Annotated in this window: 19 protein-coding genes; 7 read left to right on the forward strand and 12 right to left on the reverse strand. The window is 68.9% G+C overall.

The window, feature by feature from the left end:
* Positions 1 to 52 precede the first annotated feature (52 nt).
* The gene (locus ACN20J_RS14960; protein ID WP_307525341.1) at positions 53 to 673 is read right to left on the reverse strand and encodes a cytochrome c oxidase subunit 3; all 621 of its coding nucleotides are present in this window, start codon (positions 671 to 673) and stop codon (positions 53 to 55) included.
* Between the two features lie 189 nt (positions 674 to 862).
* On the opposite strand from ACN20J_RS14960, the gene ACN20J_RS14965 reads away from it, so the two are divergent.
* Positions 863 to 1,264 (forward strand): hypothetical protein, encoded by a 402-nt coding sequence (locus ACN20J_RS14965; RefSeq protein WP_189840250.1) that lies wholly within the window; start codon positions 863 to 865, stop codon positions 1,262 to 1,264.
* 25 nt (positions 1,265 to 1,289) lie between these two features.
* Here the strand turns inward: ACN20J_RS14965 and ACN20J_RS14970 are convergent, their stop codons facing one another.
* The 4 genes from ACN20J_RS14970 to coxB all read right to left on the reverse strand — a co-directional run bounded on the left by ACN20J_RS14970 (position 1,290) and on the right by coxB (position 5,751).
* Positions 1,290 to 2,534: a L,D-transpeptidase gene (locus ACN20J_RS14970; protein ID WP_361905037.1), complete on the reverse strand. Its 1,245-nt coding sequence runs from the start codon at positions 2,532 to 2,534 to the stop codon at positions 1,290 to 1,292.
* 129 nt (positions 2,535 to 2,663) lie between these two features.
* Positions 2,664 to 3,062 (reverse strand): cytochrome c oxidase subunit 4, encoded by a 399-nt coding sequence (locus ACN20J_RS14975; RefSeq protein WP_189840248.1) that lies wholly within the window; start codon positions 3,060 to 3,062, stop codon positions 2,664 to 2,666.
* On the reverse strand, positions 3,059 to 4,795 hold the full coding sequence (gene ctaD, locus ACN20J_RS14980) for a cytochrome c oxidase subunit I (RefSeq protein WP_266740594.1): 1,737 nt from the start codon (positions 4,793 to 4,795) through the stop codon (positions 3,059 to 3,061). Before ctaD ends, ACN20J_RS14975 begins: the two co-directional genes overlap by 4 nt.
* Positions 4,792 to 5,751, reverse strand: coding sequence for a cytochrome c oxidase subunit II (gene coxB, locus ACN20J_RS14985; RefSeq protein WP_189838326.1), 960 nt, complete (start codon positions 5,749 to 5,751; stop codon positions 4,792 to 4,794). Before coxB ends, ctaD begins: the two co-directional genes overlap by 4 nt.
* 425 nt (positions 5,752 to 6,176) lie before the next feature.
* Here coxB and ACN20J_RS14990 point away from each other — a divergent pair, with 425 nt between their 5' ends.
* Positions 6,177 to 7,565 (forward strand): cysteine desulfurase/sulfurtransferase TusA family protein, encoded by a 1,389-nt coding sequence (locus tag ACN20J_RS14990; protein WP_419666059.1) that lies wholly within the window; start codon positions 6,177 to 6,179, stop codon positions 7,563 to 7,565.
* Between the two features lie 53 nt (positions 7,566 to 7,618).
* Here ACN20J_RS14990 and ACN20J_RS14995 read toward each other — a convergent pair whose 3' ends face one another.
* Positions 7,619 to 8,593, reverse strand: coding sequence for a carbohydrate kinase family protein (locus ACN20J_RS14995; RefSeq protein ID WP_189838324.1), 975 nt, complete (start codon positions 8,591 to 8,593; stop codon positions 7,619 to 7,621).
* A 133-nt stretch (positions 8,594 to 8,726) separates the two neighbouring features.
* On the opposite strand from ACN20J_RS14995, the gene ACN20J_RS15000 reads away from it, so the two are divergent.
* Both ACN20J_RS15000 and ACN20J_RS15005 read left to right on the forward strand, forming a co-directional pair.
* Positions 8,727 to 8,936 (forward strand): hypothetical protein, encoded by a 210-nt coding sequence (locus ACN20J_RS15000; RefSeq protein ID WP_189838323.1) that lies wholly within the window; start codon positions 8,727 to 8,729, stop codon positions 8,934 to 8,936.
* A 243-nt stretch (positions 8,937 to 9,179) separates the two neighbouring features.
* A complete protein-coding gene (locus tag ACN20J_RS15005; protein ID WP_419666060.1) occupies positions 9,180 to 10,745 on the forward strand; it encodes a hypothetical protein in 1,566 nt (521 codons plus the stop codon).
* 161 nt (positions 10,746 to 10,906) lie between these two features.
* Here ACN20J_RS15005 and ACN20J_RS15010 read toward each other — a convergent pair whose 3' ends face one another.
* Entirely contained in the window at positions 10,907 to 11,263 is a 357-nt protein-coding gene (locus tag ACN20J_RS15010; RefSeq protein ID WP_055617203.1) for a HesB/IscA family protein, read from the reverse strand.
* Between the two features lie 342 nt (positions 11,264 to 11,605).
* Here ACN20J_RS15010 and nadA point away from each other — a divergent pair, with 342 nt between their 5' ends.
* Positions 11,606 to 12,799, forward strand: coding sequence for a quinolinate synthase NadA (gene nadA, locus ACN20J_RS15015; RefSeq protein ID WP_055617204.1), 1,194 nt, complete (start codon positions 11,606 to 11,608; stop codon positions 12,797 to 12,799).
* Positions 12,800 to 12,883: 84 nt separating this feature from the next.
* Here the strand turns inward: nadA and ACN20J_RS15020 are convergent, their stop codons facing one another.
* The 5 genes from ACN20J_RS15020 to ACN20J_RS15040 all read right to left on the reverse strand — a co-directional run bounded on the left by ACN20J_RS15020 (position 12,884) and on the right by ACN20J_RS15040 (position 19,718).
* On the reverse strand, positions 12,884 to 16,009 hold the full coding sequence (locus ACN20J_RS15020) for an efflux RND transporter permease subunit (RefSeq protein WP_361923633.1): 3,126 nt from the start codon (positions 16,007 to 16,009) through the stop codon (positions 12,884 to 12,886).
* A gap of 164 nt (positions 16,010 to 16,173) precedes the next feature.
* Positions 16,174 to 16,857 (reverse strand): response regulator transcription factor, encoded by a 684-nt coding sequence (locus ACN20J_RS15025; RefSeq protein ID WP_189838320.1) that lies wholly within the window; start codon positions 16,855 to 16,857, stop codon positions 16,174 to 16,176.
* A complete protein-coding gene (locus ACN20J_RS15030) occupies positions 16,854 to 18,158 on the reverse strand; it encodes a sensor histidine kinase (protein ID WP_189838319.1) in 1,305 nt (434 codons plus the stop codon). The genes ACN20J_RS15025 and ACN20J_RS15030 overlap by 4 nt, the downstream gene beginning before the upstream one ends.
* Positions 18,159 to 18,604: 446 nt before the next feature.
* Entirely contained in the window at positions 18,605 to 18,883 is a 279-nt protein-coding gene (gene pspAA / locus ACN20J_RS15035) for a PspA-associated protein PspAA (RefSeq protein WP_361923224.1), read from the reverse strand.
* Positions 18,884 to 18,923: 40 nt separating this feature from the next.
* On the reverse strand, positions 18,924 to 19,718 hold the full coding sequence (locus ACN20J_RS15040) for a PspA/IM30 family protein (RefSeq protein WP_055618414.1): 795 nt from the start codon (positions 19,716 to 19,718) through the stop codon (positions 18,924 to 18,926).
* Between the two features lie 278 nt (positions 19,719 to 19,996).
* Here ACN20J_RS15040 and ACN20J_RS15045 point away from each other — a divergent pair, with 278 nt between their 5' ends.
* On the forward strand, positions 19,997 to 20,620 hold the full coding sequence (locus ACN20J_RS15045; protein ID WP_189838317.1) for a DUF3043 domain-containing protein: 624 nt from the start codon (positions 19,997 to 19,999) through the stop codon (positions 20,618 to 20,620).
* Between the two features lie 80 nt (positions 20,621 to 20,700).
* Positions 20,701 to 21,405, forward strand: coding sequence for a class I SAM-dependent methyltransferase (locus ACN20J_RS15050; RefSeq protein WP_055618420.1), 705 nt, complete (start codon positions 20,701 to 20,703; stop codon positions 21,403 to 21,405).

Genomic DNA, 21,405 nt, shown 5'->3' on the forward strand with positions numbered 1-21,405 from the left:
GTCAGGATCTTCTGCGTCGATGCTTCTGGAATGTGCTCGGGAACGGGCCCGGCTACTTGATCATGTAGATCGTGGCGAAGAGGCCGATCCAGACGACATCGACGAAGTGCCAGTAGTAGGACACGACGATGGCGGCGGTCGCCTGCTCGTGCGTGAACCTGCGGGCTGCATAGGTGCGCCCGAGGACCAGCAGGAAGGCGATGAGACCACCCGTCACGTGCAGGCCGTGGAAGCCGGTGGTCAGGTAGAACACCGAGCCGTACGGGTCGGAGGAGAGCGAGAGGCCCGCCTCCTTGACCAGTTCGGTGTACTCGAGGACCTGACCGCCGATGAAGATCGCACCCATGATGAAGGTGACGATGAACCACATCCGGAGCTTCTTCACGTCCCCGCGCTCGGCGGCGAACACGCCGAGCTGGCAGGTGAGGGAGGAGAGCACCAGGATCGTGGTGTTCGTAGCCGAGAACGGGAAGTTGAGATGTTCCGCCATCTCCTTCCAGTGAGTCGGCCCGGTCACCGATCGCAGGGTGAAGTACATCGCGAAGAGGGCCGCGAAGAACATCAGCTCGGAACTCAGCCAGATGATGGTTCCGACGCTGGTGAGGTTCGGCCGATTGACCGACGGGTGCGCGTGCCCGGTTTCTACTGTCGTTGCTGTCGCCACGACCGACATTATGTCGGTCGCTTATCTCGCCCTCACTCCCGGGGGTGCCGTTCGGAGTGTCTGTGGGTCGTGTCCAGCCCATATGGCCCATCGAAGCCCTGTCCGAACCGCTGTTGACCATGTGTTCAAGGGAGTAGCATCCGCGCTATCGGACCCTGTCCGTATCTGTCTCTACGACGCTGACGTCCCGGAGGAAGAATGCAGCCGACCGCAACGGTGCTGGTCTACAGCGACGACTCCAACACCCGTGAGCAGGTGCGGCTCGCCACCGGCCGGAGGCCGGCCGCGGACGTTCCTCAGGTCGAGTTCATCGAGTGCGCCACGCCTGCCGCCGTCATCAAGGAGCTGGACCGCGGTGGCATCGACGTGTGCGTGCTCGACGGCGAGGCCGTTCCCGCGGGCGGGATGGGGATCTGCCGTCAGATCAAGGACGAGATCTTCAACTGTCCGCCGGTGCTGTTGCTGATCGGGCGGCCTCAGGACGCGTGGCTGGCCACGTGGAGCCGGGCCGACGCCGCGGTGACCCTGCCGGTGGATCCGGTGGAGTTCGCCTCTTCCCTGGCGGGGTTGCTTCGCAGTAAGCGGGCTTTGAGCGCCTGATCGCCGCGCGCCCCTGTCGGGGCCATCAGACCGACTCCGGGCGCAGCCTCAGGCGGGCCTCCGGGCCGGGGCCCTCCGGGGTGTCGGCCACCAGGGCGCTGCCTGTGCGCCACTTCTTCCAGGTGAGGTTCCAGTCGCCGAAGCCGTTGCCGAACGGGGCCATCATGTCGCCGGACGAGTTGACGACCTGGACGATGTCGCCGGCGCGGATGTTCTCGTAGAACCACTGGGCGTTGGCGGAGCTCATACCGGTGCAGCCGTGGCTGACGTTGGCGTAGCCCTGGGAGCCCGTGGACCAGGGGGCGGCGTGGACGTACTCGCCGCTGTTGGTGAGTCTGACCGAGTTGTGGACGATCAGGTCGTAGAAGTCCGAGGAGCCGATGCTGGCGCTCGTCATGCGGACGGTGCCTTCCTTGCCCAGTACGACCTTGACGCCGTTGCGGGTGTCGTAGCCCGGCTTGCCGGTGGTGACGGGTATCGACTTGATCGCCTCGCCGTTCCGGTAGACCGTCATGGAGTGCGCCGAGGCGTCCGTGACGGCCTCCACGCGGTCGCCCGTGGTCAGGGTCAGGGGCTTGGCCTTGCCGCCCCAGAGACGCTCGGCGACCTTTATCCCGGACAGGTTGCTGCGGGCACTGATGGTGGCCTGGGCGGGCCAGTACTCCTTGGGGCGGTAGTGCAGCTTCTTGTCGTCCACCCAGTGCCAGGCGCCCTCCGCGGCGGGCCGGGAGTCGACCTTCAGTGAGCGCTCCACGACGGCGCGGGCGGCCTTGTCCTTGACCGGGAGGCTGAGCTCGGCGGTGACGGGCTGACCGACGCCGTACGTGCCCTTGTCGGGCCCGAACGTCACGTCCAGCCGCTTCGTGATGGGGGTTCCGGTGTCGAAGTCGACGACCTTGCGGCCGGGAGCGCCGTCCTCGTCCTCGGTGCTCACACGGACCCTGTAGTGGACGCCGGCGGCCAGCGGGGAGGTGCTGTGCCAGCGGGACCCGTCGGCCGAGAGTTCGCCCGCCACATACCGTCCTGCGGCGTCCGTGGCGGTCACGTCGGTGATGCGGCCGTCGGAGTCCTCGGCGGTGATCTCCAGGGGCTTGTCCGGGTCGGCCTTCTTGCCGTCGTCGACGGGGATGCTGAAGGAGATGTCGTCGGCGGCGTCGTAGGGCTTGGCCGACAGCGGGTGACCGTCGGAGCCGCAGGCCGTGACCCCGGCGCCGAGGGCGACTATGAGTGCCGTGCTGACGGCTGTGCGGTATCGCGGTGTGTGGCTCATGACCTCACGCTAGGAAGCGGGGCCGGACCCGGCGCGTCGAGTGGGCCGTGCGAGGGACGAGCGGTGTGGCAAAAGAGGGAAGCCCGGACCTCCTGACGGAGTGTCCGGGCTTCCTGTGCTCTGCGCGTGCTACTGGTTCTGGCTTTCTCCGCGGTAGTACTCGAAGACCCAGCCCCACAGGCCGATCATGATGATCGGGGCCGAGAAGTAGAGCAGCCACCAGCCGAAGATCACGCCCATGAAGGCGAGCGCGCCACCGATGCCGAGGGAGAGCGGCTGCCAGCTGTGCGGGCTGAAGAAACCGACCTCACCGGCGTCGTCGGCGACGTCGGCCTCCTTGTTGTCCTGGGCGCCCACGTCGACACGCCGGGCCGTGAAGGCCAGGTAGTAGCCGATCATCACGCTCAGACCGAAGCCCATGAAGAGCGCCGTGGTGCCGGCGGGCTCCTTGGACCACACGCCGTAGACGATGGCCATGACCAGCACGAAGACGGCCAGCCAGAGGAACATCTTGCCTTGGACCTTCACTTGCCGGCCTCCTTGCCACCAGCGAGGGCCTTCTCACCGTGACCGGCGTTCTCGAGCTGGTCGAGAGCGGCGATCTCCGGGTGGTGCAGGTCGAAGGCCGGGGATTCGGAACGGATCCGCGGCAGCGTGAGGAAGTTGTGCCGCGGCGGCGGGCAGGACGTGGCCCACTCCAGCGAACGGCCGTAACCCCACGGGTCGTCGACCTCGACCTTCTTGCCGTACTTGGCCGTCTTCCAGACGTTGTACATGAAGGGAAGGATCGACAGGCCGAGCACGAACGAGCTGATCGTCGAGATCGTGTTCAGGGCGGTGAAGCCGTCGGCCGCGAGATAGTCCGCGTAACGACGGGGCATGCCCTCGGCACCCAGCCAGTGCTGGACGAGGAAGGTGCCGTGGAAGCCGATGAACAGCGTCCAGAAGGTGATCTTGCCGAGGCGTTCGTCGAGCATCTTGCCGGTGAACTTCGGCCACCAGAAGTGGAAGCCGGAGAACATCGCGAACACCACCGTGCCGAAGACGACGTAGTGGAAGTGCGCCACCACGAAGTAGGAGTCGGAGACGTGGAAGTCCATCGGCGGCGAGGCCAGGATGACACCGGTCAGACCACCGAAGGTGAAGGTGATCAGGAAGCCCGTCGCCCACAGCATCGGGGTCTCGAAACTCAGGGACCCCTTCCACATCGTGCCGATCCAGTTGAAGAACTTCACACCCGTTGGGACGGCGATGAGGAACGTCATGAAGGAGAAGAACGGCAGGAGCACACCGCCGGTGACGTACATGTGGTGCGCCCACACCGTCACCGACAGGCCGGCGATGGCGATGGTGGCGCCGATCAGGCCCATGTAGCCGAACATCGGCTTGCGGGAGAAGACCGGGATGACCTCGCTGATGATGCCGAAGAACGGCAGCGCGATGATGTACACCTCTGGATGCCCGAAGAACCAGAACAGGTGCTGCCACAACAGGGCCCCACCATTTGCGGCATCGAAGATGTGTGCGCCGAATTTCCGATCCGCCTCCAGCGCGAACAGCGCGGCGGCGAGGACGGGGAAGGCGAGCAGCACGAGGACCGCGGTGAGCAGCACGTTCCACACGAAGATCGGCATGCGGAACATCGTCATGCCCGGGGCGCGCATGCAGATGATGGTGGTGATGAAGTTGACCGCGCCCAGGATGGTGCCGAAGCCGGAGAACGCCAGACCCATGATCCACATGTCGGCGCCGATGCCCGGCGAACGGACCGCGTCGGAGAGCGGGCTGTAGGCGAACCAGCCGAAGTCGGCCGCGCCCTGCGGGGTGAGGAACCCGCCGACCGCGATCAGCGAGCCGAACAGGTACAGCCAGTAGGCGAACATGTTCAGCCGGGGGAACGCCACGTCGGGCGCGCCGATCTGCAGCGGCATGATCCAGTTGGTGAAGCCCGCGAACAGCGGCGTCGCGAACATCAGCAGCATGATCGTGCCGTGCATCGTGAACGCCTGGTTGAACTGCTCGTTCGACATGATCTGCGTGCCGGGACGGGCCAGTTCGGCGCGCATGAACAGCGCCATCACGCCGCCGATGCAGAAGAACGCGAACGAGGTGACCAGGTACAACGTACCGATCGTCTTGTGGTCAGTGGTGGTGAGCCACTTGATCACAACGTTGCCGGGCTGCTTGCGCCGTACCGGTAGCTCGTTCTCGTACGAGTCTTCGGCCGCGGCAGCACCCTGAGGTTCATTGAGGATGCTCACAGGTTGTTCGTCTCCCGGTTCTTCTCGTGGTCCGTCTGCTCGATACCGGCCGGGACGTAACCGGTCTGACCCTTCTCGGCGAGCTCCTTGAGGTGGGCCTCGTAGCGCTCGGGAGAGACGACCTTCACGTTGAAGAGCATCCGGGAGTGGTCGACGCCGCAGAGCTCGGCGCACTTGCCCATGAAGGTGCCCTCCTTGTTGGGAGTCACCTGGAAGGAGTTGGTGTGGCCCGGGATGACGTCCTGCTTCATGAGGAACGGCACCACCCAGAAGGAGTGGATGACGTCACGCGAAGTGAGGATGAAGCGGACCGTCTTGCCCTTGGGGAGCCAGAGGGTCGGACCGGGGTTGCCGTTCTGCGGGTTCTTCGTGGCAGGCGTGCCGACGTCGTAGACGCCGCCGGCGTTCGCCGGGAACTGCTTCTTGAACCTGTTCGGAATCGCATCGAGGTTCTTGTCGGTCGCCGCGTCACCGGTCGAGCCGTCGACGTTCTCGATGTAGTTGAAGCCCCAGCTCCACTGGAAGCCGACGACGTTGACCGTCACGTCGGGCTTCTTGTCGAGGCTGAGGAGCTTCGTCTCGTCGCGGGCCGTGAAGTAGAACAGCACCGAGACGATGATGAGCGGGACCACCGTGTACAGCGCCTCGATGGGCATGTTGTACCGGGTCTGCGGAGGAACTTCGACCTTGGTGCGGCTGCGCCGGTGGAAGAACGCACTCCACAGGATCAGGCCCCAGACCAGCACGCCCGTGACGAGCGCTGCAGCCCACGAGCCCTGCCACAGGGAGAGGATCCGCGGAGCCTCTTCCGTGGTCGGGGTGGGCATACCAAGACGGGGAAAGTCCTTGTATGTGCAACCGGTGGCGGTCGCCAGGACCAGGCCCGCAGTCAGTGCCTGCAGCAGCTTCCGCCGCATCGGGCGCCGCGGCGAGCGGTCGGAGCCGTAGGGACTCACGTAGCGCCTTCCCGAGAGTCTCGCCCGCGCTGTTGGCTGCGGCCTTCTCGCTGGTCGGTCGCCGCCCTGCGTCGGGCAGGGGTTTGGATGTTTATGCGGACCAAACCCTACTGGACGCTTTTTGGGGTCGCGCGGGGAGGGTCCCCAACGCGCCGCGGCTCACCCCGAAGGGGTGGAATGCGGGGCTCCGGGCCGTATGTGACGGCCCGTCGCGGGGCGGCTGTGAGCGGGTGGTGCGGTTCGTCATCGGGTGCGGGCCGCCTGTGGTTGCCCGCGCAGTTCCCCGCGCCCCTAAAAGCGGGGCTGCGCCCCTGGCTTTTATCTCTTTAGGGGCGCGGGGAACTGCGCGGCCAGCCCCGGCCGGCCCGCACCCGACGATCAAGCCCAACGCATCCGTCCCCCACCACACCGCATAGCGTGACCCCGTGTCCTACTTCGACGCCGCATCCTCCGCCCCCCTCCACCCCGTCGCCCGCCAGGCCCTGCAGGCCTCCCTGGACGAGGGCTGGGCGGACCCGGCCCGCCTCTACCGGGAGGGCAGGCGCGCCCGGCTCCTCCTGGACGCCGCCCGCGAGGCCGCCGCGGAGGCGGTCGGCTGCCGCCCGGACGAGCTGGTGTTCACCACCTCAGGCACCCGGGCGGTGCACACCGCGGTCGCCGGCACGCTCGCGGGACGCCACCGCGTCGGACGCCACCTGATCGTGTCCGCGGTCGAACATTCTTCGGTGCTCCATTCGGCCGAGACACACCGGACCCAGGGCGGCACGGTGTCCGAAGTGCCCGTTCTGCGCACGGGTGCGGTCTCCCCGGACGTGTACGCCGAGGCCCTGCGCCCCGACACCGCGCTCGCCTGTCTCCAGTCCGCCAACCACGAGGTGGGTACGGAACAGCCAGTGGCCGCCGTCGCCGAGGCGTGCCGCGCGGCGGGCGTACCCCTTCTGGTGGACGCGGCCCAGTCGCTGGCCTGGGGACGGGTCGAGGGCGGCTGGTCGCTGCTGACGGGCAGCGCCCACAAGTGGGGCGGCCCCGCGGGCGTCGGGCTGCTCGTCGTACGCAAGGGGGTGCGGTACGCCCCTCAAGGCCCGGCCGACGAACGGGAGTCGGGGCGGGCTCCCGGCTTCGAGAACATCCCCGGGATCGTCGCCGCGGCGGCCTCACTGCGGGCCGTACGCGCGGAGGCCGCCGCCGAGTCGGCCCGGCTGCGGGAGCTGACGGACCGGATCCGTGCGCGGGTGCCGGAACTGGTCCCGGACGTCGAGGTGGTGGGCGACCCGGTGCGCCGGCTCCCCCATCTCCTCACCTTCTCCTGTCTCTATGTCGACGGAGAGACACTGCTGCACGAGCTGGACCGCGAGGGCTTCTCGGTCTCGTCCGGGTCGTCCTGTACGAGCAGCACGCTGACGCCGAGCCATGTCCTGAGGGCCATGGGCGTGCTGAGCGAGGGCAACGTCCGGGTGTCCCTCCCCCTCGGTACTCCGGCGGAGGACGTGGACCGCTTCCTGGACGTCCTGCCCCGCACGGTCGCGGCGGTGCGCGAGAAGCTGGGCGCTCCGGCGGGCGCCCCCGCCGTGACCGTCGTCCGGGACGACTCCCTCGTCGTGGACGCCCTCGGCAAGCGCTGCCCGATCCCGGTGATCGAACTCGCCAAGGTGATCACCGACGTCCCCATCGGCGGCACGGTCCGCGTCCTCTCCGACGACGAGGCGGCCCGCCTGGACATCCCGGCCTGGTGCGAGATGCGAAACCAGGAGTACGTGGGAGAGGAGCCGACCGAGGGCGGAACGGCTTACGTGGTCCGCCGCAAGGCGCCGTAGGCCTCAGGGGCGCGGGGCCGCAGCCGTACGCGCCCCACGACAGGGCACCGGCACTAGGCCAGGTGCCCTTGGACCTCCGTCGCGGCGTCATGCCCGTACGCCTTGGTGAACCGGTCCAGGAAGTGCGACCGCCGCAGCTGGTACTCCTGCGTGCCCTTGGTCTCGATGACGAGCGTCGCGAGCATGCACCCGACCTGCGCGGCCCGCTCGTGCGAGACCCCCCAGGCCAGCCCCGACAGGAACCCGGCCCGGAAGGCGTCCCCGACCCCGGTGGGGTCGACCTTCGCCGTCTCCTCGGGCACACCGACCTCGATCGTGTCCGCCCCAACCCCCTCGATCCGCACGCCGCGCGCGCCGAGGGTCGTCACCCGGTGGCCGACCTTGGAGAGGATCTCCGCGTCGCTCCAGCCGGTCTTGGACTCGATGAGCCCCTTCTCGTACTCGTTCGAGAAGAGGTAGGTCGCTCCGTCGAGCAGCAGCCGGATCTCGTCGCCGTTCATGCGCGCGATCTGCTGGGAGAAGTCGGCGGCGAAGGGGATCGAGCGGGTCCGGCACTCCTCGGTGTGCCGGAGCATCCCCTCGGGGTCGTCCGCGCCGATCAGGACCAGGTCGAGTCCGCCCACGCGGTCGGCGACGGCCTTGAGCTCGATGAGGCGGGCCTCGCTCATGGCACCGGTGTAGAAGGAGCCGATCTGGTTGTGGTCGGCGTCCGTGGTGCAGACGAAGCGCGCGGTGTGCAGCACCTCGGAGATCCGTACGGACGCGGTGTCGACGCCGTGCCGGTCCAGCCAGGCGCGGTACTCGTCGAAGTCGGAGCCCGCCGCCCCGACCAGGATCGGCGAGGTGCCGAGCTGGCCCATACCGAAGGCGATGTTCGCACCCACGCCGCCCCGGCGTACGTCGAGATTGTCGACCAGGAAGGAGAGGGAGACCGTGTGCAGCTGATCCGCGACCAGCTGGTCGGCGAAGCGGCCGGGGAAGGTCATGAGGTGGTCTGTGGCGATGGAGCCCGAGACTGCGATACGCACGGCTAGGACACGCTCCTGCGAGGAGGGAGATTGACATCTAACGCTATCGGGTCGACGCCGCGGCTTCGAAGCAGGCAAAACTACCCAATAGTAGGGCTTTTTTCGTAGGGCATGCGGTGCTTACGGTTCCGCTATGACGAACCTCAAGATCCATGGCGATGGTCCGCTCGATCTCGACGGCGGTCTGGCCGAGTTGCGGGGTGACTGCGCGCGCATGGTCCCGCACTGGTCGGCTCCCGCCAGGGTCACGGTGCTTCCGGTGTCGCCGTCACTGATTCATGGTGTGACGGTGCCGTCGGCTTCCGCGCGGATGCTGGATGCGATGTCTGACTACGGTGACTGATCGCTCCGCCCAACGCTCCGCGGACGGTCGGATGGAAGGTGCGGGTCGGCTGTGGCCGGCCGCGCCGTTCCCCGCGCCCCTGAAAGACAGAAGGTGAGCGGCGCCAATTAGGGAACCGTGCGCTCCCCCGTCGCGTCCCATCGCTGTCCCCCGTAAAGGGGAGGCAGGATACGACCCTGCTGTGTCCTGACCCGGTCAGGGGCGGGTCTCATGGGACAGCGGTGCGGCAGAAGGAGCGATGCGGTGGACAGCGAGCGACCCGACAACGACGCGGCGAAGGCCGCCGACGAGGACAAGCCACGCAGGCGGCATTCGCCGGTGGTCGTCGCCTCGGTCGCGGCCGCCGTGCTGCTCGCCGGGGGCGGCGGGGCGTACTTCGCCACGACCGCGTCCAGCGGCGGTGGAAGCAAGGACAGCTCCGGTACGCCGGGCGACGACGGCAATCCGCCGCCGCTCGCCCTGGACGGCTACACCGAGAGCGGCTCGAAGGGCACGGACGGCACGAACGGGATCGCGCCCGGCGAGCCCGACCCGAACGGCGCGACCTACCGGGCCGAGGGCGAACTCCCCGACGGCCCCTCCTCCGCGGCCGTCCACCGCGCCAAGGGCGAGGTCACCGCGGCCGAGGTGGCGAAGCTGGCCAAGGCCCTGGGCGTGGAGGGCACCCCGAAGGCCGAGGGCGACGCCTGGCTGGTCGGCGCCACGAAGGACGGTTCCGGTCCGGGTCTGCGGGTGAACAAGAAGGCACCCGGCACCTGGACGTTCAACCGCTTCGTGCCCGGCACCGACAACTGCAAGAGCACCACCGTGTGCGCGAGCGGGACGGCCAAGGGCACCGGGACCGACGCCAAGGGTGCCGAGACCGACCCGGTGAGCGTGGAAGCCGCGAAGAAGGCCGCCGCGCCCGTCCTCAAGGCCGCCGGGCAGGACGACGCCAAGCTCGACGCGAGCCAGCTCATGGACGCCGTACGCGTGGTGAACGCGGATCCGAAGGTGGGCGGACTGCCGACGTACGGCTGGTCGACCGGCCTGCAGATCGGCCCGGACGGTCAAGTCGTGGGCGGCAGCGGCCAGTTGAAGACCCCGGTGAAGAGCGACACGTACCCCGTCATCAGTGCCGAGAAGACGCTCGCCCTGCTGAACGGGTCCGGGACGGGCGGCGGGCGCGTGGGGATCGGCGGGTGCGCGAGTCCCGTACCGCTGAAGGACAAGGACGAGCAGCCCTGCGAGACGTCGACGGTGGCGCCGAAGCCCGAGACGGTCGTCGTCGAGGACGCCGTGTTCGGTCTGGCCACGCACTTCGTGGACGGGCGGCAGGCGCTGGTGCCGTCCTGGCTCTTCGAGGTAAGGCCCTCGGGGGCGGGCGCCGCCTTCACGGTCACGCATCCCGCGGTCGACCCGCGGTATCTGACCGCTCCGAAGCCTCCGGGCGGCACCCCGAGCGACGACCCGACGGTGGCTCCGAGCCCGCGGCCGAGCGAGCCGGGCGGCGGGACGACGGGGGCGCCGAAGACCGAGACCCGGGATGTCCGGGTCGAGGGCTACAGCGCGGACGGCAAGGAACTGACCGTGCGCTTCACGGGCGGGGTGTGCAGTGACTACAAGGCCTCGGCGCAGGAGTCCGGCGGCAAGGTGACGGTCCGGGTGACCGAGACGCTGAAGACGGACCAGGTCTGCATCCTGATCGCCAAGGTCTTCCACGAGAAGGTCGAGCTCAAGGAGTCGCTCGGGGAGCGGAAGGTCGTCGACACGGACGGCAAGGCCCTGCCGTTGGAGAAGGACCTGCCGAACCCGACCGGAGCCCGGTAGTCGGGGACACCCGGCCACCGGTACGCGGAGGACGCGCACCCGCCGGTACGCGAGAACCCGCTGGTACACCAAAGGCGGCGCCCTGTTGGAGGGGGCGCCGCCTTTCGGTGTCGTCCGGGACGACGGACCCGGCCGTCATCCGTCAAACGCAAGCAGCAGGCTTAGCTGAACGAGTCGCCGCAGGCGCAGGAACCCGTCGCGTTCGGGTTGTCGATCGTGAAGCCCTGCTTCTCGATGGTGTCCACGAAGTCGATGGAGGCGCCGCCCAGGTACGGAGCGCTCATGCGGTCGGTGACGACCTTCACGCTGCCGAACTCCTTGACGACATCGCCGTCGAGGGAGCGCTCGTCGAAGAAGAGCTGGTACCGCAGGCCGGAGCAGCCGCCGGGCTGAACGGCGACACGCAGCGCCAGGTCGTCGCGGCCTTCCTGCTCCAGCAGGCCCTGGACCTTGGCCGCGGCGGCGTCCGACAGGAGGATGCCGTCGCTCACGGTGGTGGTCTCGTCCGATACGGACATCTGCTTCTCTCCCGGGTTGTACGGAGACTGCTTGCCGACGGTTGCAACCGGCGGAGCCGCGGATTCATTCCGCGCCGAGCGTTAAGTCTTTGGCTTCTCTCTTCATGCTCGCACACCCGCCCCGAAGCGGAAAACGGCCTGTGGACAACCACCGCCCACACCTCGCCGACCACGCCACGACCACCCCGCATACCACCCCACGGGATTCACGTCACATGGACGCTATGGGCATCGTCAAAGTGACGTGAAGCGGTTATGATAGATAGCGTCATTTCGACGAAAAGGCTTGTTCTGCTTGATCGTCCCAGCCGGTCGATCCAAGCGGGCCGCAGAACAGAAAGGGTGCGTGTCGTGACCACCGCCCAGACCCAGGAGCTCGACGTACAGCCGACGCCCCTCGCCCTGCTGCTCCTCGGCCGTGAGGCCGACCCGAGGAGCGAGCGCGGCGTCGAATGCCCCGGTGACCTGCCCTCGCCGTCCGACCCGGACCTGGTCGAGCGCGCCCGCGCGGCCAAGGAGAAGCTCGGGAGCAAGGTCTTCGTCCTCGGCCACCACTACCAGCGCGACGAGGTCATCCAGTTCGCGGATGTCACGGGGGACTCCTTCAAGCTGGCCCGGGACGCCGCCGCGCGCCCCGAGGCCGAGTACATCGTGTTCTGCGGTGTGCACTTCATGGCCGAGTCTGCGGACATCCTGACCTCCGACGACCAGAAGGTCGTCCTGCCCGACCTGGCCGCCGGCTGCTCGATGGCCGACATGGCCACCGCCGAGCAGGTCGCCGAGTGCTGGGACGTGCTGACCGACGCCGGGATAGCCGAGCAGGTCGTGCCCGTCTCGTACATGAACTCCTCCGCGGACATCAAGGCGTTCACCGGCAAGCACGGCGGCACGATCTGCACCTCCTCCAACGCCCAGCGCGCCCTGGAGTGGGCCTTCGAGCAGGGCGAGAAGGTCCTCTTCCTGCCCGACCAGCACCTGGGGCGCAACACCGCCGTCCGGGACATGGGGATGACGCTGGAGGACTGCGTCCTCTACAACCCGCACAAGCCGAACGGCGGGCTCACGGCCGAGCAGCTCCGCGACGCCAAGATGATCCTGTGGCGGGGCCACTGCTCGGTGCACGGCCGTTTCTCGGTCGACTCGGTCAACGACGTGCGCGCCCGGATCCCCGGTGTGAACGTCCTGGTGCACCCCGAGTGCAAGCACGAGGTCGTCGAGGCGGCCGACTACGTGGGTTCCACGGAATACATCATCAAGGCCCTGGAGGCGGCTCCGGCCGGTTCCAAGTGGGCGATCGGCACCGAGTTGAACCTCGTACGGCGGCTGGCGAACCGTTTCGCGAGCGAGGACAAGGAGGTCGTCTTCCTCGACAAGACGGTCTGCTTCTGCTCGACCATGAACCGCATCGACCTTCCCCACCTGGTCTGGACCCTGGAGTCCCTGGCCGAGGGCAACCTCGTCAACCGCATCGAGGTGGACCGGGAGACCGAGCAGTTCGCCAAGCTGGCGCTTGAGCGGATGCTGGCGCTGCCGTAGGGCAAAAAGATTGCGCAGTTCCCCGCGCCCCTTTCCAGGGGCGCGGGGAACTGCGCAACGGGGGTTCGGGGGCGGAGCCCCCACCTACACCCCCACGGGCTCCGGGTCACCCGAGTCGGAGGAGTCGGAGGCCTCGGCCTTCTTCTCCCGCTTCGCCGCCTTCTTCTTCGCGCGGCGCTCCTTGCGGAGTTCGACCATCGCGTAGAGCGTCGGCACCAGGAGCAGCGTGAGCAGCGTCGACGTGATCAGACCGCCGATCACCACCACCGCCAGCGGCTGGGCGATGAAGCCGCCCTCACCGGTGATGCCGAGCGCCATGGGCAGCAGGGCGAAGATGGTCGCCAGGGCCGTCATGAGGATCGGGCGGAGCCGGTGCCGGCCGCCTTCCACCACGGCCTCGACAACCCCGTAGCCCTGCTTGCGGTACTGGTTGATCAGGTCGATCAGCACGATCGCGTTGGTCACGACGATGCCGATGAGCATCAGCATGCCGATCATCGACGGCACACCCATCGGCGTACCGGTGATGACCAGCAGGCCGATCGCGCCCGTCGCCGCGAACGGGATCGAGACGAGCAGGATCAGCGGCTGGATGAGCGACCGGAAGGTCGCGACCAGCAGCATGAAGACGAGCGCGATCGCCGCGAGCATCGCCAGGCCGAGGGACGCGAACGCGTCGTCCTGGTCCTCGGACACACCGCCGATGGAGGCCGTGGCACCGGCCGGCAGCTTCAGCTTGTCGAGCTTGGCCGTGAGGTCGGCGCTGACCGCGCCCGTGTTGTCACCGGTCGGCTTCGCCGAGATGGTGGCGGCGCGCTGACCGTCGATACGGGTCATCGAGACGGGCCCGTCGACCAGCTTCACCGTCGCGATGTCACCGAGCTTCACGGCCCCGAGGCTGAGGCTCCTCAGCTCGGACAGCGTCTCGGCCGGCTTCGCCGACTTGATGACGACGTCGCGCTCGGTGTCGTCCAGGATCGCCTTGCCGCTGGTGGTGCCGCGCACCGCCTGGGCGACGGCCGCGCCGAGGGTCGTGTCGTTGAATCCGGCCGCGGCGGCCTTGTCGTTGGCCTTGACCGAGATCCGCGGCACGGACTGGGCCAGGTCGCTGGTGACGTCGGTGACGTCGTCGAGCCCGGCGACCGCGTCCCGGACCTCTTCCGCGGCCTCGCGCAGTACGCCTGCGTCGGCCGACTTCACCACGACGCTCAGGTCCTGGCTGCCGAAGCCGTCACCGGCCGCGACCGTCGTCGTACCGATCCCGGAGAGCTTGCCGAGCCCCTCCTCGATACCGTCCTGGACGTCGTCGAAGGAGGCCGAGTCGGCGACCTTGACGGTGTAGGAGGCCTGGTTGGTGTCCGTGCCCCCGCCGAACGCGGCCATGAAGCCGGAGGAACCGACCGTGACCTGGTAGTCCTCGACGCCCTTGACGCCGTCGAGCATCTTCTCGACCTTCTTGGCCTCGGCGTCGGTCGCCGCCAGGCTGGTGCCGGGCTTCAACTCCTGCTTGACCGTGATGACTTCCTGCTCGCCCTGGTCGAAGAAGTTCGTCTTCAGCAGGGGCGCCATGCCGAACGTACCGACGAGGACCGCCACCGCGATCGCCACGCTGGTGAGGCGGCGGCGGGTCGCGAAGCGCAGGACAGGAACGTAGAAGCGCTGGAGGCGGCTGCGCGCCTCCTTCTCCTCGGCCTTGCGGCGGGCCTCCTCCGGGTCGATGCCGCGCACGTCCTTGGGGGCGCGCAGGAACCAGTACGAGAGCACCGGTACGACCGTCAGCGAGACGATCAGCGAGGCCAGCAGGGCCGCCGTGACGGTCAGGGAGAACGAGCCGAAGAGCTCGCCGACCATGCCGCCGGTCAGACCGATGGGCAGGAACACCGCGACCGTGGTGAGCGTCGAGGAGGTGACCGCGCCCGCGACCTCGCGTACGGCCTTGAGGATCGCCTCCTGGCGCTCCTCGCCGTAGCCGAGGTGCCGCTTGATGTTCTCCAGGACCACGATCGAGTCGTCGACGACCCGGCCGATGGCGATGGTCAGGGCGCCCAGCGTGAGGATGTTGAGCGACTCGCTGCGGGTCCACAGCACGATCAGCGCGAGGACGACCGACAGCGGGATGGAGACCGCGGTGACCAGCGTCGAGCGGATCGACGCCAGGAAGACCAGGATGACCAGGACCGCGAAGAGCAGACCGAGCGCGCCTTCGGTGGTGAGGCCCTTGATGGACTTGGAGACGGCCGGGCCCTGGTCGCTGACGACGGTCAGCGTGGCGCCGGAACCGAGGTCCTTGCGCAGGCCGGACAGCTTGTCCTGGACCGCGTCGGAGACCGCGACCGCACTGCCGTCGTGGTCCATCGTCACGGAGACGGCGAGGCTGGGCTTGCCGTCGGTGCGGGTGATGGAGTCGGCCCTGGCGGGCTCCTCCTCGACGGTGGCGATGTCACCGAGGCGTACGGGCTTCTTGACGCCCTCGCCGGTGACCATCAGGTCCTGGATCTGCTTGAGCGAGGTGAATCCGCCGCCGACCTGGACCGTACGGTTGCTGCCGTCCTCGTCGAAGGAACCGGCCGGGAGGGTCGCGCCGCCCGCCTGGAGGGCCTGGCCGAGCGCGGCCGTGTTCAGCCCGGCCTTCGCGAGCTTCGCGTCGTCGGGCGTGACCGAGACCTGAAGGTCCTGTACGCCGTCGACGGTGACCTGGCCGACGCCGTCGATGTCCTTCAGCGCGGGGACGACCGTGCGGTCGAGCTGGTCCGAGAGGGCCTGCTGGTCCTTGTCGGAGGTGACGGCGAGGACCACGGTCGGGATGTCGTCGGTGGAACCGGCGACGACCTGCGGGTCCACGTCGTCAGGGAGCTGCACACGGGCGCGGTTCACGGCCTGCTGGACGTCGGCGACGATCCGGGCGGAGTCGTTGCCGTAGTCGAAGGAGGCCATGATCAGGGCGTTGCCCTCGCTGGCCGTGGAGGTGACGCCGGAGATCCCGTCGACCGCTTCGAGGTTGTCCTCGATGGGCTCGACGACCTGCTTCTCGACCACGTCGGGGGACGCGCCCTGGTACGGCGCGATGACCGACACCATGGGCAGTTCGATGGTGGGCAGCAGTTGCTGCTTGAGCTGCGGGATGGCTATCGCCCCGAAGACCAGGGCGATGATCGACATGAGCCCGATGAGGGCACGTTGGGCGAGGCTGAAGCGGGACAGCCAGGACATGGGTGACGGGTCTCTCTTCTGTGGCTTGAGTCTCTGGAGCGGCAGAATGGGCTCATGTGAGCGTCCGCCTATCACTCTGAGCCATGGGTAGGGCCCTACCCTCGCCCCCAGGTCCCGTTTCCTTATGCCGTGCATACCGCGACCGCAGTATGCACGGGTGGAGCTCACTCCACCCTTGGGCGTACCAGTCCGGACTCGTACGCGATGACCACCAGCTGTGCCCGGTCGCGGGCTCCCAGCTTGGCCATGGCCCGGTTGACGTGCGTCTTCACCGTGAGCGGGCTGACCGTGAGGCGCTCGGCGATCTCGTCGTTGGAGTGCCCGCCGGCGACCTGGACGAGGACCTCGCGCTCGCGGACGGTCAGTGCTTCGAGGCGCTCGGCGCGGCCGGGGTCCCGGTCGTCGTCATCGCCGTCGCCCTGGGCGAGGAACTTGGCGATCAGTCCCTTGGTGGCGGCCGGTGACAGCAGCGCCTCGCCGCCGGCCGCGATCCGGATCGCGTTGAGCAGTTCGTCCGGCTCGGAGCCCTTGCCGAGGAACCCGGAGGCTCCGGCGCGCAGCGACTGCACCACGTACTCGTCGACCTCGAAGGTCGTCAGCATCACGACGCGTACGTGGGCGAGGCCCGGGTCGGCGCTGATGAGGCGGGTCGCGGCGAGACCGTCGGTGCCGGGCATGCGGATGTCCATGAGTACGACGTCGGCCCGTTCGTCGCGGGCCAGCCGCACGGCCTCCGCCCCGTCCGAGGCCTCCCCCACGACCTCCATGTCGGGCTCGGAGTCGACCAGCACGCGGAACGCGCTGCGCAGCAGTGCCTGGTCGTCGGCGAGCAGGACGCGGATGGTCATGCGGGGTCCCCCGTGGGTGCCGTGGTCGATGCCGCCGGTCTGGCTGCGGGTGCGGGTGCCGCCGCGGGTGTCGCCGCGCTGGACGCGGTGCTTCCGGTGCGGCTCTTGACCGGCAGGATCGCATGGACCCGGAAGCCGCCGCCGTATCGGGGTCCGGCGGTGCAGACGCCGTTCAGCGCGGTGACCCGCTCGCGCATGCCGAGCAGTCCGTGGCCGCCGTTCTCCTCCAGCCGGGCCTCGGCGTCGTCGCCCGGTCCGTTGTCGAGGACGGTGATCTCCACGTTCGGTCCCACGCGTACGACGCTGACCTCGGCCTTCGCCTCGGGGCCGGCGTGTTTCTGCACGTTGGTGAGGGCTTCCTGGATGACGCGGTACGCGGCCAGGTCGACGGCGGCGGGGAGGGTGGCGCCGTGGTCGGTGCGGGCCACCTCGACGGGCAGGCCCGCGTTGCGGAAGGTGCCGACGAGTTCTTCGAGGCGGTGCAGGCCGGGGGCCGGTTCGGTGGGGGCCTCGGGGTCGCCGGACTGTCTGAGCAGGCCGACCGTGGCGCGGAGTTCGTTGAGCGCGGAGCGGCTGGCCTCGCGGACGTGGGCGAGGGCTTCCTTGGCCTGGTCGGGGCGCTTGTCCATGACGTGCGCGGCCACTCCGGCCTGCACGTTGACGAGGGCGATGTGGTGGGCGACGACGTCGTGCAGGTCGCGGGCGATACGGAGGCGTTCCTCGGCGACGCGGCGTCTCGCCTCCTCCTCGCGGGTGCGTTCGGCGCGCTCGGCTCGCTCTCTTATGGCGTGTACGAAGGCTCGGCGGCTGCGGACCGCGTCGCCCGCGGCGGCGGCCATGCCGGTCCAGGCGAAGATGCCGAGGTTCTCCTGCGCGTACCAGGGCAGGGGGCCGGCGAGCATGGCGATGCCGGTCAGGACCGTCATCGTGAGGAGGCCCACGCGCCAGGTGGTGGGGCGGTCGGTCGCCGACGCCACCGTGTAGAGGGCGACGACGGTGGACATCACGACCGGGGCCCTGGGGTCGCCCGTCACGAACTCCACGACCGACAGGGCGCTCGTCGCGGCGAGGACCCTCAGGGGGTGGCCTCGGCGGAAGACCAGGGCGGTCGCGGCCAGCAGCATGAGGGTGAGGCTGAGGACGTCCGGGGTGCGGGCGCCCCAGTCCGGGCCGCCGTGTCTTCCGTTCGGCTCCGCGAACGAGCCGACGACCATGCAGGCGAGGACCGCTGCCGCGAGGGCGCCGTCCACCACCAGCGGGTATGCCCGCAGGCGGGTCCGGGCGCGCTCCAGTGTGCTCACGATTGTTTACGGTACGGGGCCCTTGCAGGGGGCGGAACTGGTGCCACCTGGAATCGGGGCGGGGCCGACGTTTTTCGCCCCCGCCGCCCCTACCCATTCCCGTCCCTTACTCAGGGGCTCCGCCCCCGAACCCCCAAAAGATTGCGCAGTTCCCCGCGCCCCTAGGTCTTTAGGGGCGCGGGGAACTGCGCAGCCCAGCCACGACACACCCGCACGCATCCCACCCCGCAAGCCCTCATCGCCCAGCCCGTCCGGCGCTTGAGGACGAGGCCGTTCAGGCCGATCCCCCCACCCACCCACGAGCAACCCACCCACCCCCGTCAGCCCCCGCCCACCTCTCAGCCCGTCCGGCGTTTGAGGACGAGCGCGTTCAGCGCGATGGCGGGGGTCTGGGGGCGGCAGCCCCCAGGGATGGGACGGGTAGGGGCGGCGGGGGCGAGGAAAGGTCAGCCGGGGATCAAGCCGTCGTTGTTGAGCATCGCTCGGACCTCGGAGAGGGTCGCGTCCGGGGACGGGAGGATCAGCTCGGAGGGTTCGAGGGCGGCGTCGGGGAGTGGCGTGCCGAGGCGACGGACCGCGTCGAGGAGCGCCCCCAGCGTGCGCCGGAAGCCCTCCTCGTCACCGGACTCCATCTCCGCGAGGAGCTCGTCGTCCAGCTTGTTCAGTTCGGTGAGGTGGCCGTCGTCCAGCCTCACCTGTCCCTCCCCCATGATCCGTACGATCATGACGCCCTCCTCGGCGTGGGACTACTGCCTGCGGCTACTGCTACTGCTTGTCGAAGCGCGGAGTGTCCTGCGGCTGCTGCTGGGACTGAGTCTGGTCCTTGCCGCCCTCGATCGCCTGCTGGGAGGAGGACCCGCCGGCCAGCTCGGCCTTCATCCGCTGGAGCTCCAGCTCCACGTCCGTGCCGCCGGAGAGCCGGTCGAGCTCGGTCTGGATGTCGTCCTTGGCGAGCCCGGAGGAGTCGTCGAGGGCGCCGGAGGCGAGCAGCTCGTCGATGGCACCGGCACGCGCCTGGAGCTGCGCGGTCTTGTCCTCGGCGCGCTGAATGGCCATGCCGACGTCGCCCATCTCCTCGGAGATGCCCGAGAAGGCCTCGCCGATGCGGGTCTGCGCCTGGGCGGCCGTGTACGTCGCCTTGATCGTTTCCTTCTTGGTCCGGAAGGCGTCGACCTTGGCCTGGAGCCGCTGCGCCGCGAGGGTGAGCTTCTCCTCCTCGCCCTGGAGGGTCTGGTGCTGCGTCTCCAGGTCGGTGACCTGCTGCTGGAGCGCGGCACGGCGCGACAGCGCCTCACGGGCCAGGTCCTCACGGCCGAGCGCGAGCGCCTTGCGGCCCTGGTCCTCCAGCTTGGAGGACTGGTTCTGGAGCTGGTTCAGCTGCAGCTCCAGGCGCTTGCGGGAGGTCGCCACATCGGCGACTCCCCTGCGCACCTTCTGCAGCAGCTCCAGCTGCTTCTGGTACGAGTAGTCGAGGGTTTCGCGCGGGTCCTCGGCCCGGTCAAGGGCCTTGTTCGCCTTCGCGCGGAAGATCATCCCCATACGCTTCATGACACCGCTCATGGGCTTCGCGCGCCCCCTTCTGACGGACTCCAGCTCCAGCGACTGCAACAGAACCCACAGTACGGGCCCTGCATCCATTACCGCACTGTTCGGGGACGGATGCGCTCATCCCCAAGGACGACTGTGAATGATCTTGCTCCGGCGTAGGGAGTAGGTGTCCCCCGGGGTTCGTCCCGGGGTCGGCCCGGAGAACCCTGGGCAGCCACCCCTTTTCAGGCTCCCTTGTCCCCCTACAGACGACCGGTGTTGCCGGATCGTTCCCCACTCGGCTGACGTCCATGCCTCCGTACCCATTACCCTTGGGTTTTGTGTTCCGTAGCCGTGCCAAGGATGAGAAGGCCCCCGCCGACAAGGCGCTGACCGACTCCACTCAGCCCCGTGACCCGCAGGCCCCCAAGGGTCGGCCCACGCCCAAGCGCAGTGAGGCCCAGTCCCAGCGCCGCAGCGTGGCCAATACGCCGACGACGCGCAAGGAGGCCGCCAAGCGGCAGCGTGACGATCGCCGTACCCAGATGGCGAAGCAGCGCGAAGCGCTGGCCAGTGGGGACGAGCGCTATCTGCCCGCCCGTGACAAGGGCCCCGTGCGCAAGTTCGCGCGCGACTTCATCGACTCGCGGTTCTGCATCGCCGAGTTCTTCCTGCCGCTGGCGGTGATCATCCTCGTCCTGAGCATGGTCCAGATCGCCCAGCTGCAGAACGTGGCGCTGCTGCTGTGGCTCTTCGTGATCGTGATGATCGTGGTCGACTCGATCGGTATCGCGATCCGCATGAAGAAGCAGCTCAACGCGCGCTTCCCGGACGAGCCCAAGCGCGGCGCGGTCGCCTACGCGCTGATGCGCAGCCTCCAGATGCGTCGCCTCCGGCTGCCGAAGCCGCAGGTCAAGCGCGGAGAGCGGCCCTGAGCGCGGGATCTTTCACGGGGGGCGCGGCCGAAGCCTGGCTGAGCAAGCTGGGCGGCCTGCGTGATGTCGTACGACAGGAACTGGTCGCCCGGCAGCTCGACGAGCAGATAGCCGGGCGGTTCCCCGTCGGGCAGCGGCTGCGTGTGCTCGACGTGGGCATGGGCCAGGGCACGCAGGCGCTGCGGCTGGCCCGGGCCGGGCATCAGGTCACGGGGGTCGAGCAGGACTCCACGATGATCGCCGTCGCACGTGAGAGCCTCGCCGCCGAGCCGGAGGGGATCCGCAGCCGTGTGCGGCTCGTCGAGAGCGACGGGCGGGACACCGGCGTCCACTTCCTGCCGGGCAGCTTCGACGTGGTGCTCTGCCACGGCGTGCTGATGTACGTCGAGGAGCCCGACCCCCTCCTCGCCGGGCTCGCCCGGATGCTGGCCCCCGGCGGACTGCTCTCCCTGCTCGTACGGAACGCCGACGCGCTGGCCATGCGGCCGGGGCTGGCCGGCGACTGGGCGGACACCCTGGCGTCCTTCGACACCAGCGCGTACACGAACCGCCTCGGACTCGACGTACGGGCCGACCGGCTCGACGCGCTCACCGGCACGCTCGCCGGGATCGGGGCGCCGCTGCACGCCTGGTACGGGGTGCGGGTCTTCACGGACACCGCGGCCGACGACGCGGCCGTCCCGGACGACGTGGAGACGCTGCTGGCCGCCGAGGAGCGGGCCGGGCGGACCGATCCGTACCGCCGCGTGGCGGCCCTGCTTCACCTGTGCGGCGTACGGGGCTGA

The sequence above is a fragment of the Streptomyces sp. 2-1 genome (genome assembly GCF_048564895.1).
Taxonomy (GTDB): domain Bacteria; phylum Actinomycetota; class Actinomycetes; order Streptomycetales; family Streptomycetaceae; genus Streptomyces; species Streptomyces phaeochromogenes.

Coding starts and splice junctions, on each gene's coding strand:
- ACN20J_RS14965 (WP_189840250.1), top strand. CDS start 863: ATGCAGCCGACCGCAACGGTGCTGGTCTACAGCGACGACTCCAACACC.
- ACN20J_RS14970 (WP_361905037.1), bottom strand. CDS start 2,534: ATGAGCCACACACCGCGATACCGCACAGCCGTCAGCACGGCACTCATA.
- ACN20J_RS15020 (WP_361923633.1), bottom strand. CDS start 16,009: ATGTCCTGGCTGTCCCGCTTCAGCCTCGCCCAACGTGCCCTCATCGGG.
- ACN20J_RS14960 (WP_307525341.1), bottom strand. CDS start 673: ATGTCGGTCGTGGCGACAGCAACGACAGTAGAAACCGGGCACGCGCAC.
- ACN20J_RS15040 (WP_055618414.1), bottom strand. CDS start 19,718: ATGAGCGGTGTCATGAAGCGTATGGGGATGATCTTCCGCGCGAAGGCG.
- ACN20J_RS15025 (WP_189838320.1), bottom strand. CDS start 16,857: ATGACCATCCGCGTCCTGCTCGCCGACGACCAGGCACTGCTGCGCAGC.
- ACN20J_RS15000 (WP_189838323.1), top strand. CDS start 8,727: ATGACGAACCTCAAGATCCATGGCGATGGTCCGCTCGATCTCGACGGC.
- pspAA (WP_361923224.1), bottom strand. CDS start 18,883: ATGATCGTACGGATCATGGGGGAGGGACAGGTGAGGCTGGACGACGGC.
- ACN20J_RS15045 (WP_189838317.1), top strand. CDS start 19,997: ATGCCTCCGTACCCATTACCCTTGGGTTTTGTGTTCCGTAGCCGTGCC.
- ACN20J_RS15010 (WP_055617203.1), bottom strand. CDS start 11,263: ATGTCCGTATCGGACGAGACCACCACCGTGAGCGACGGCATCCTCCTG.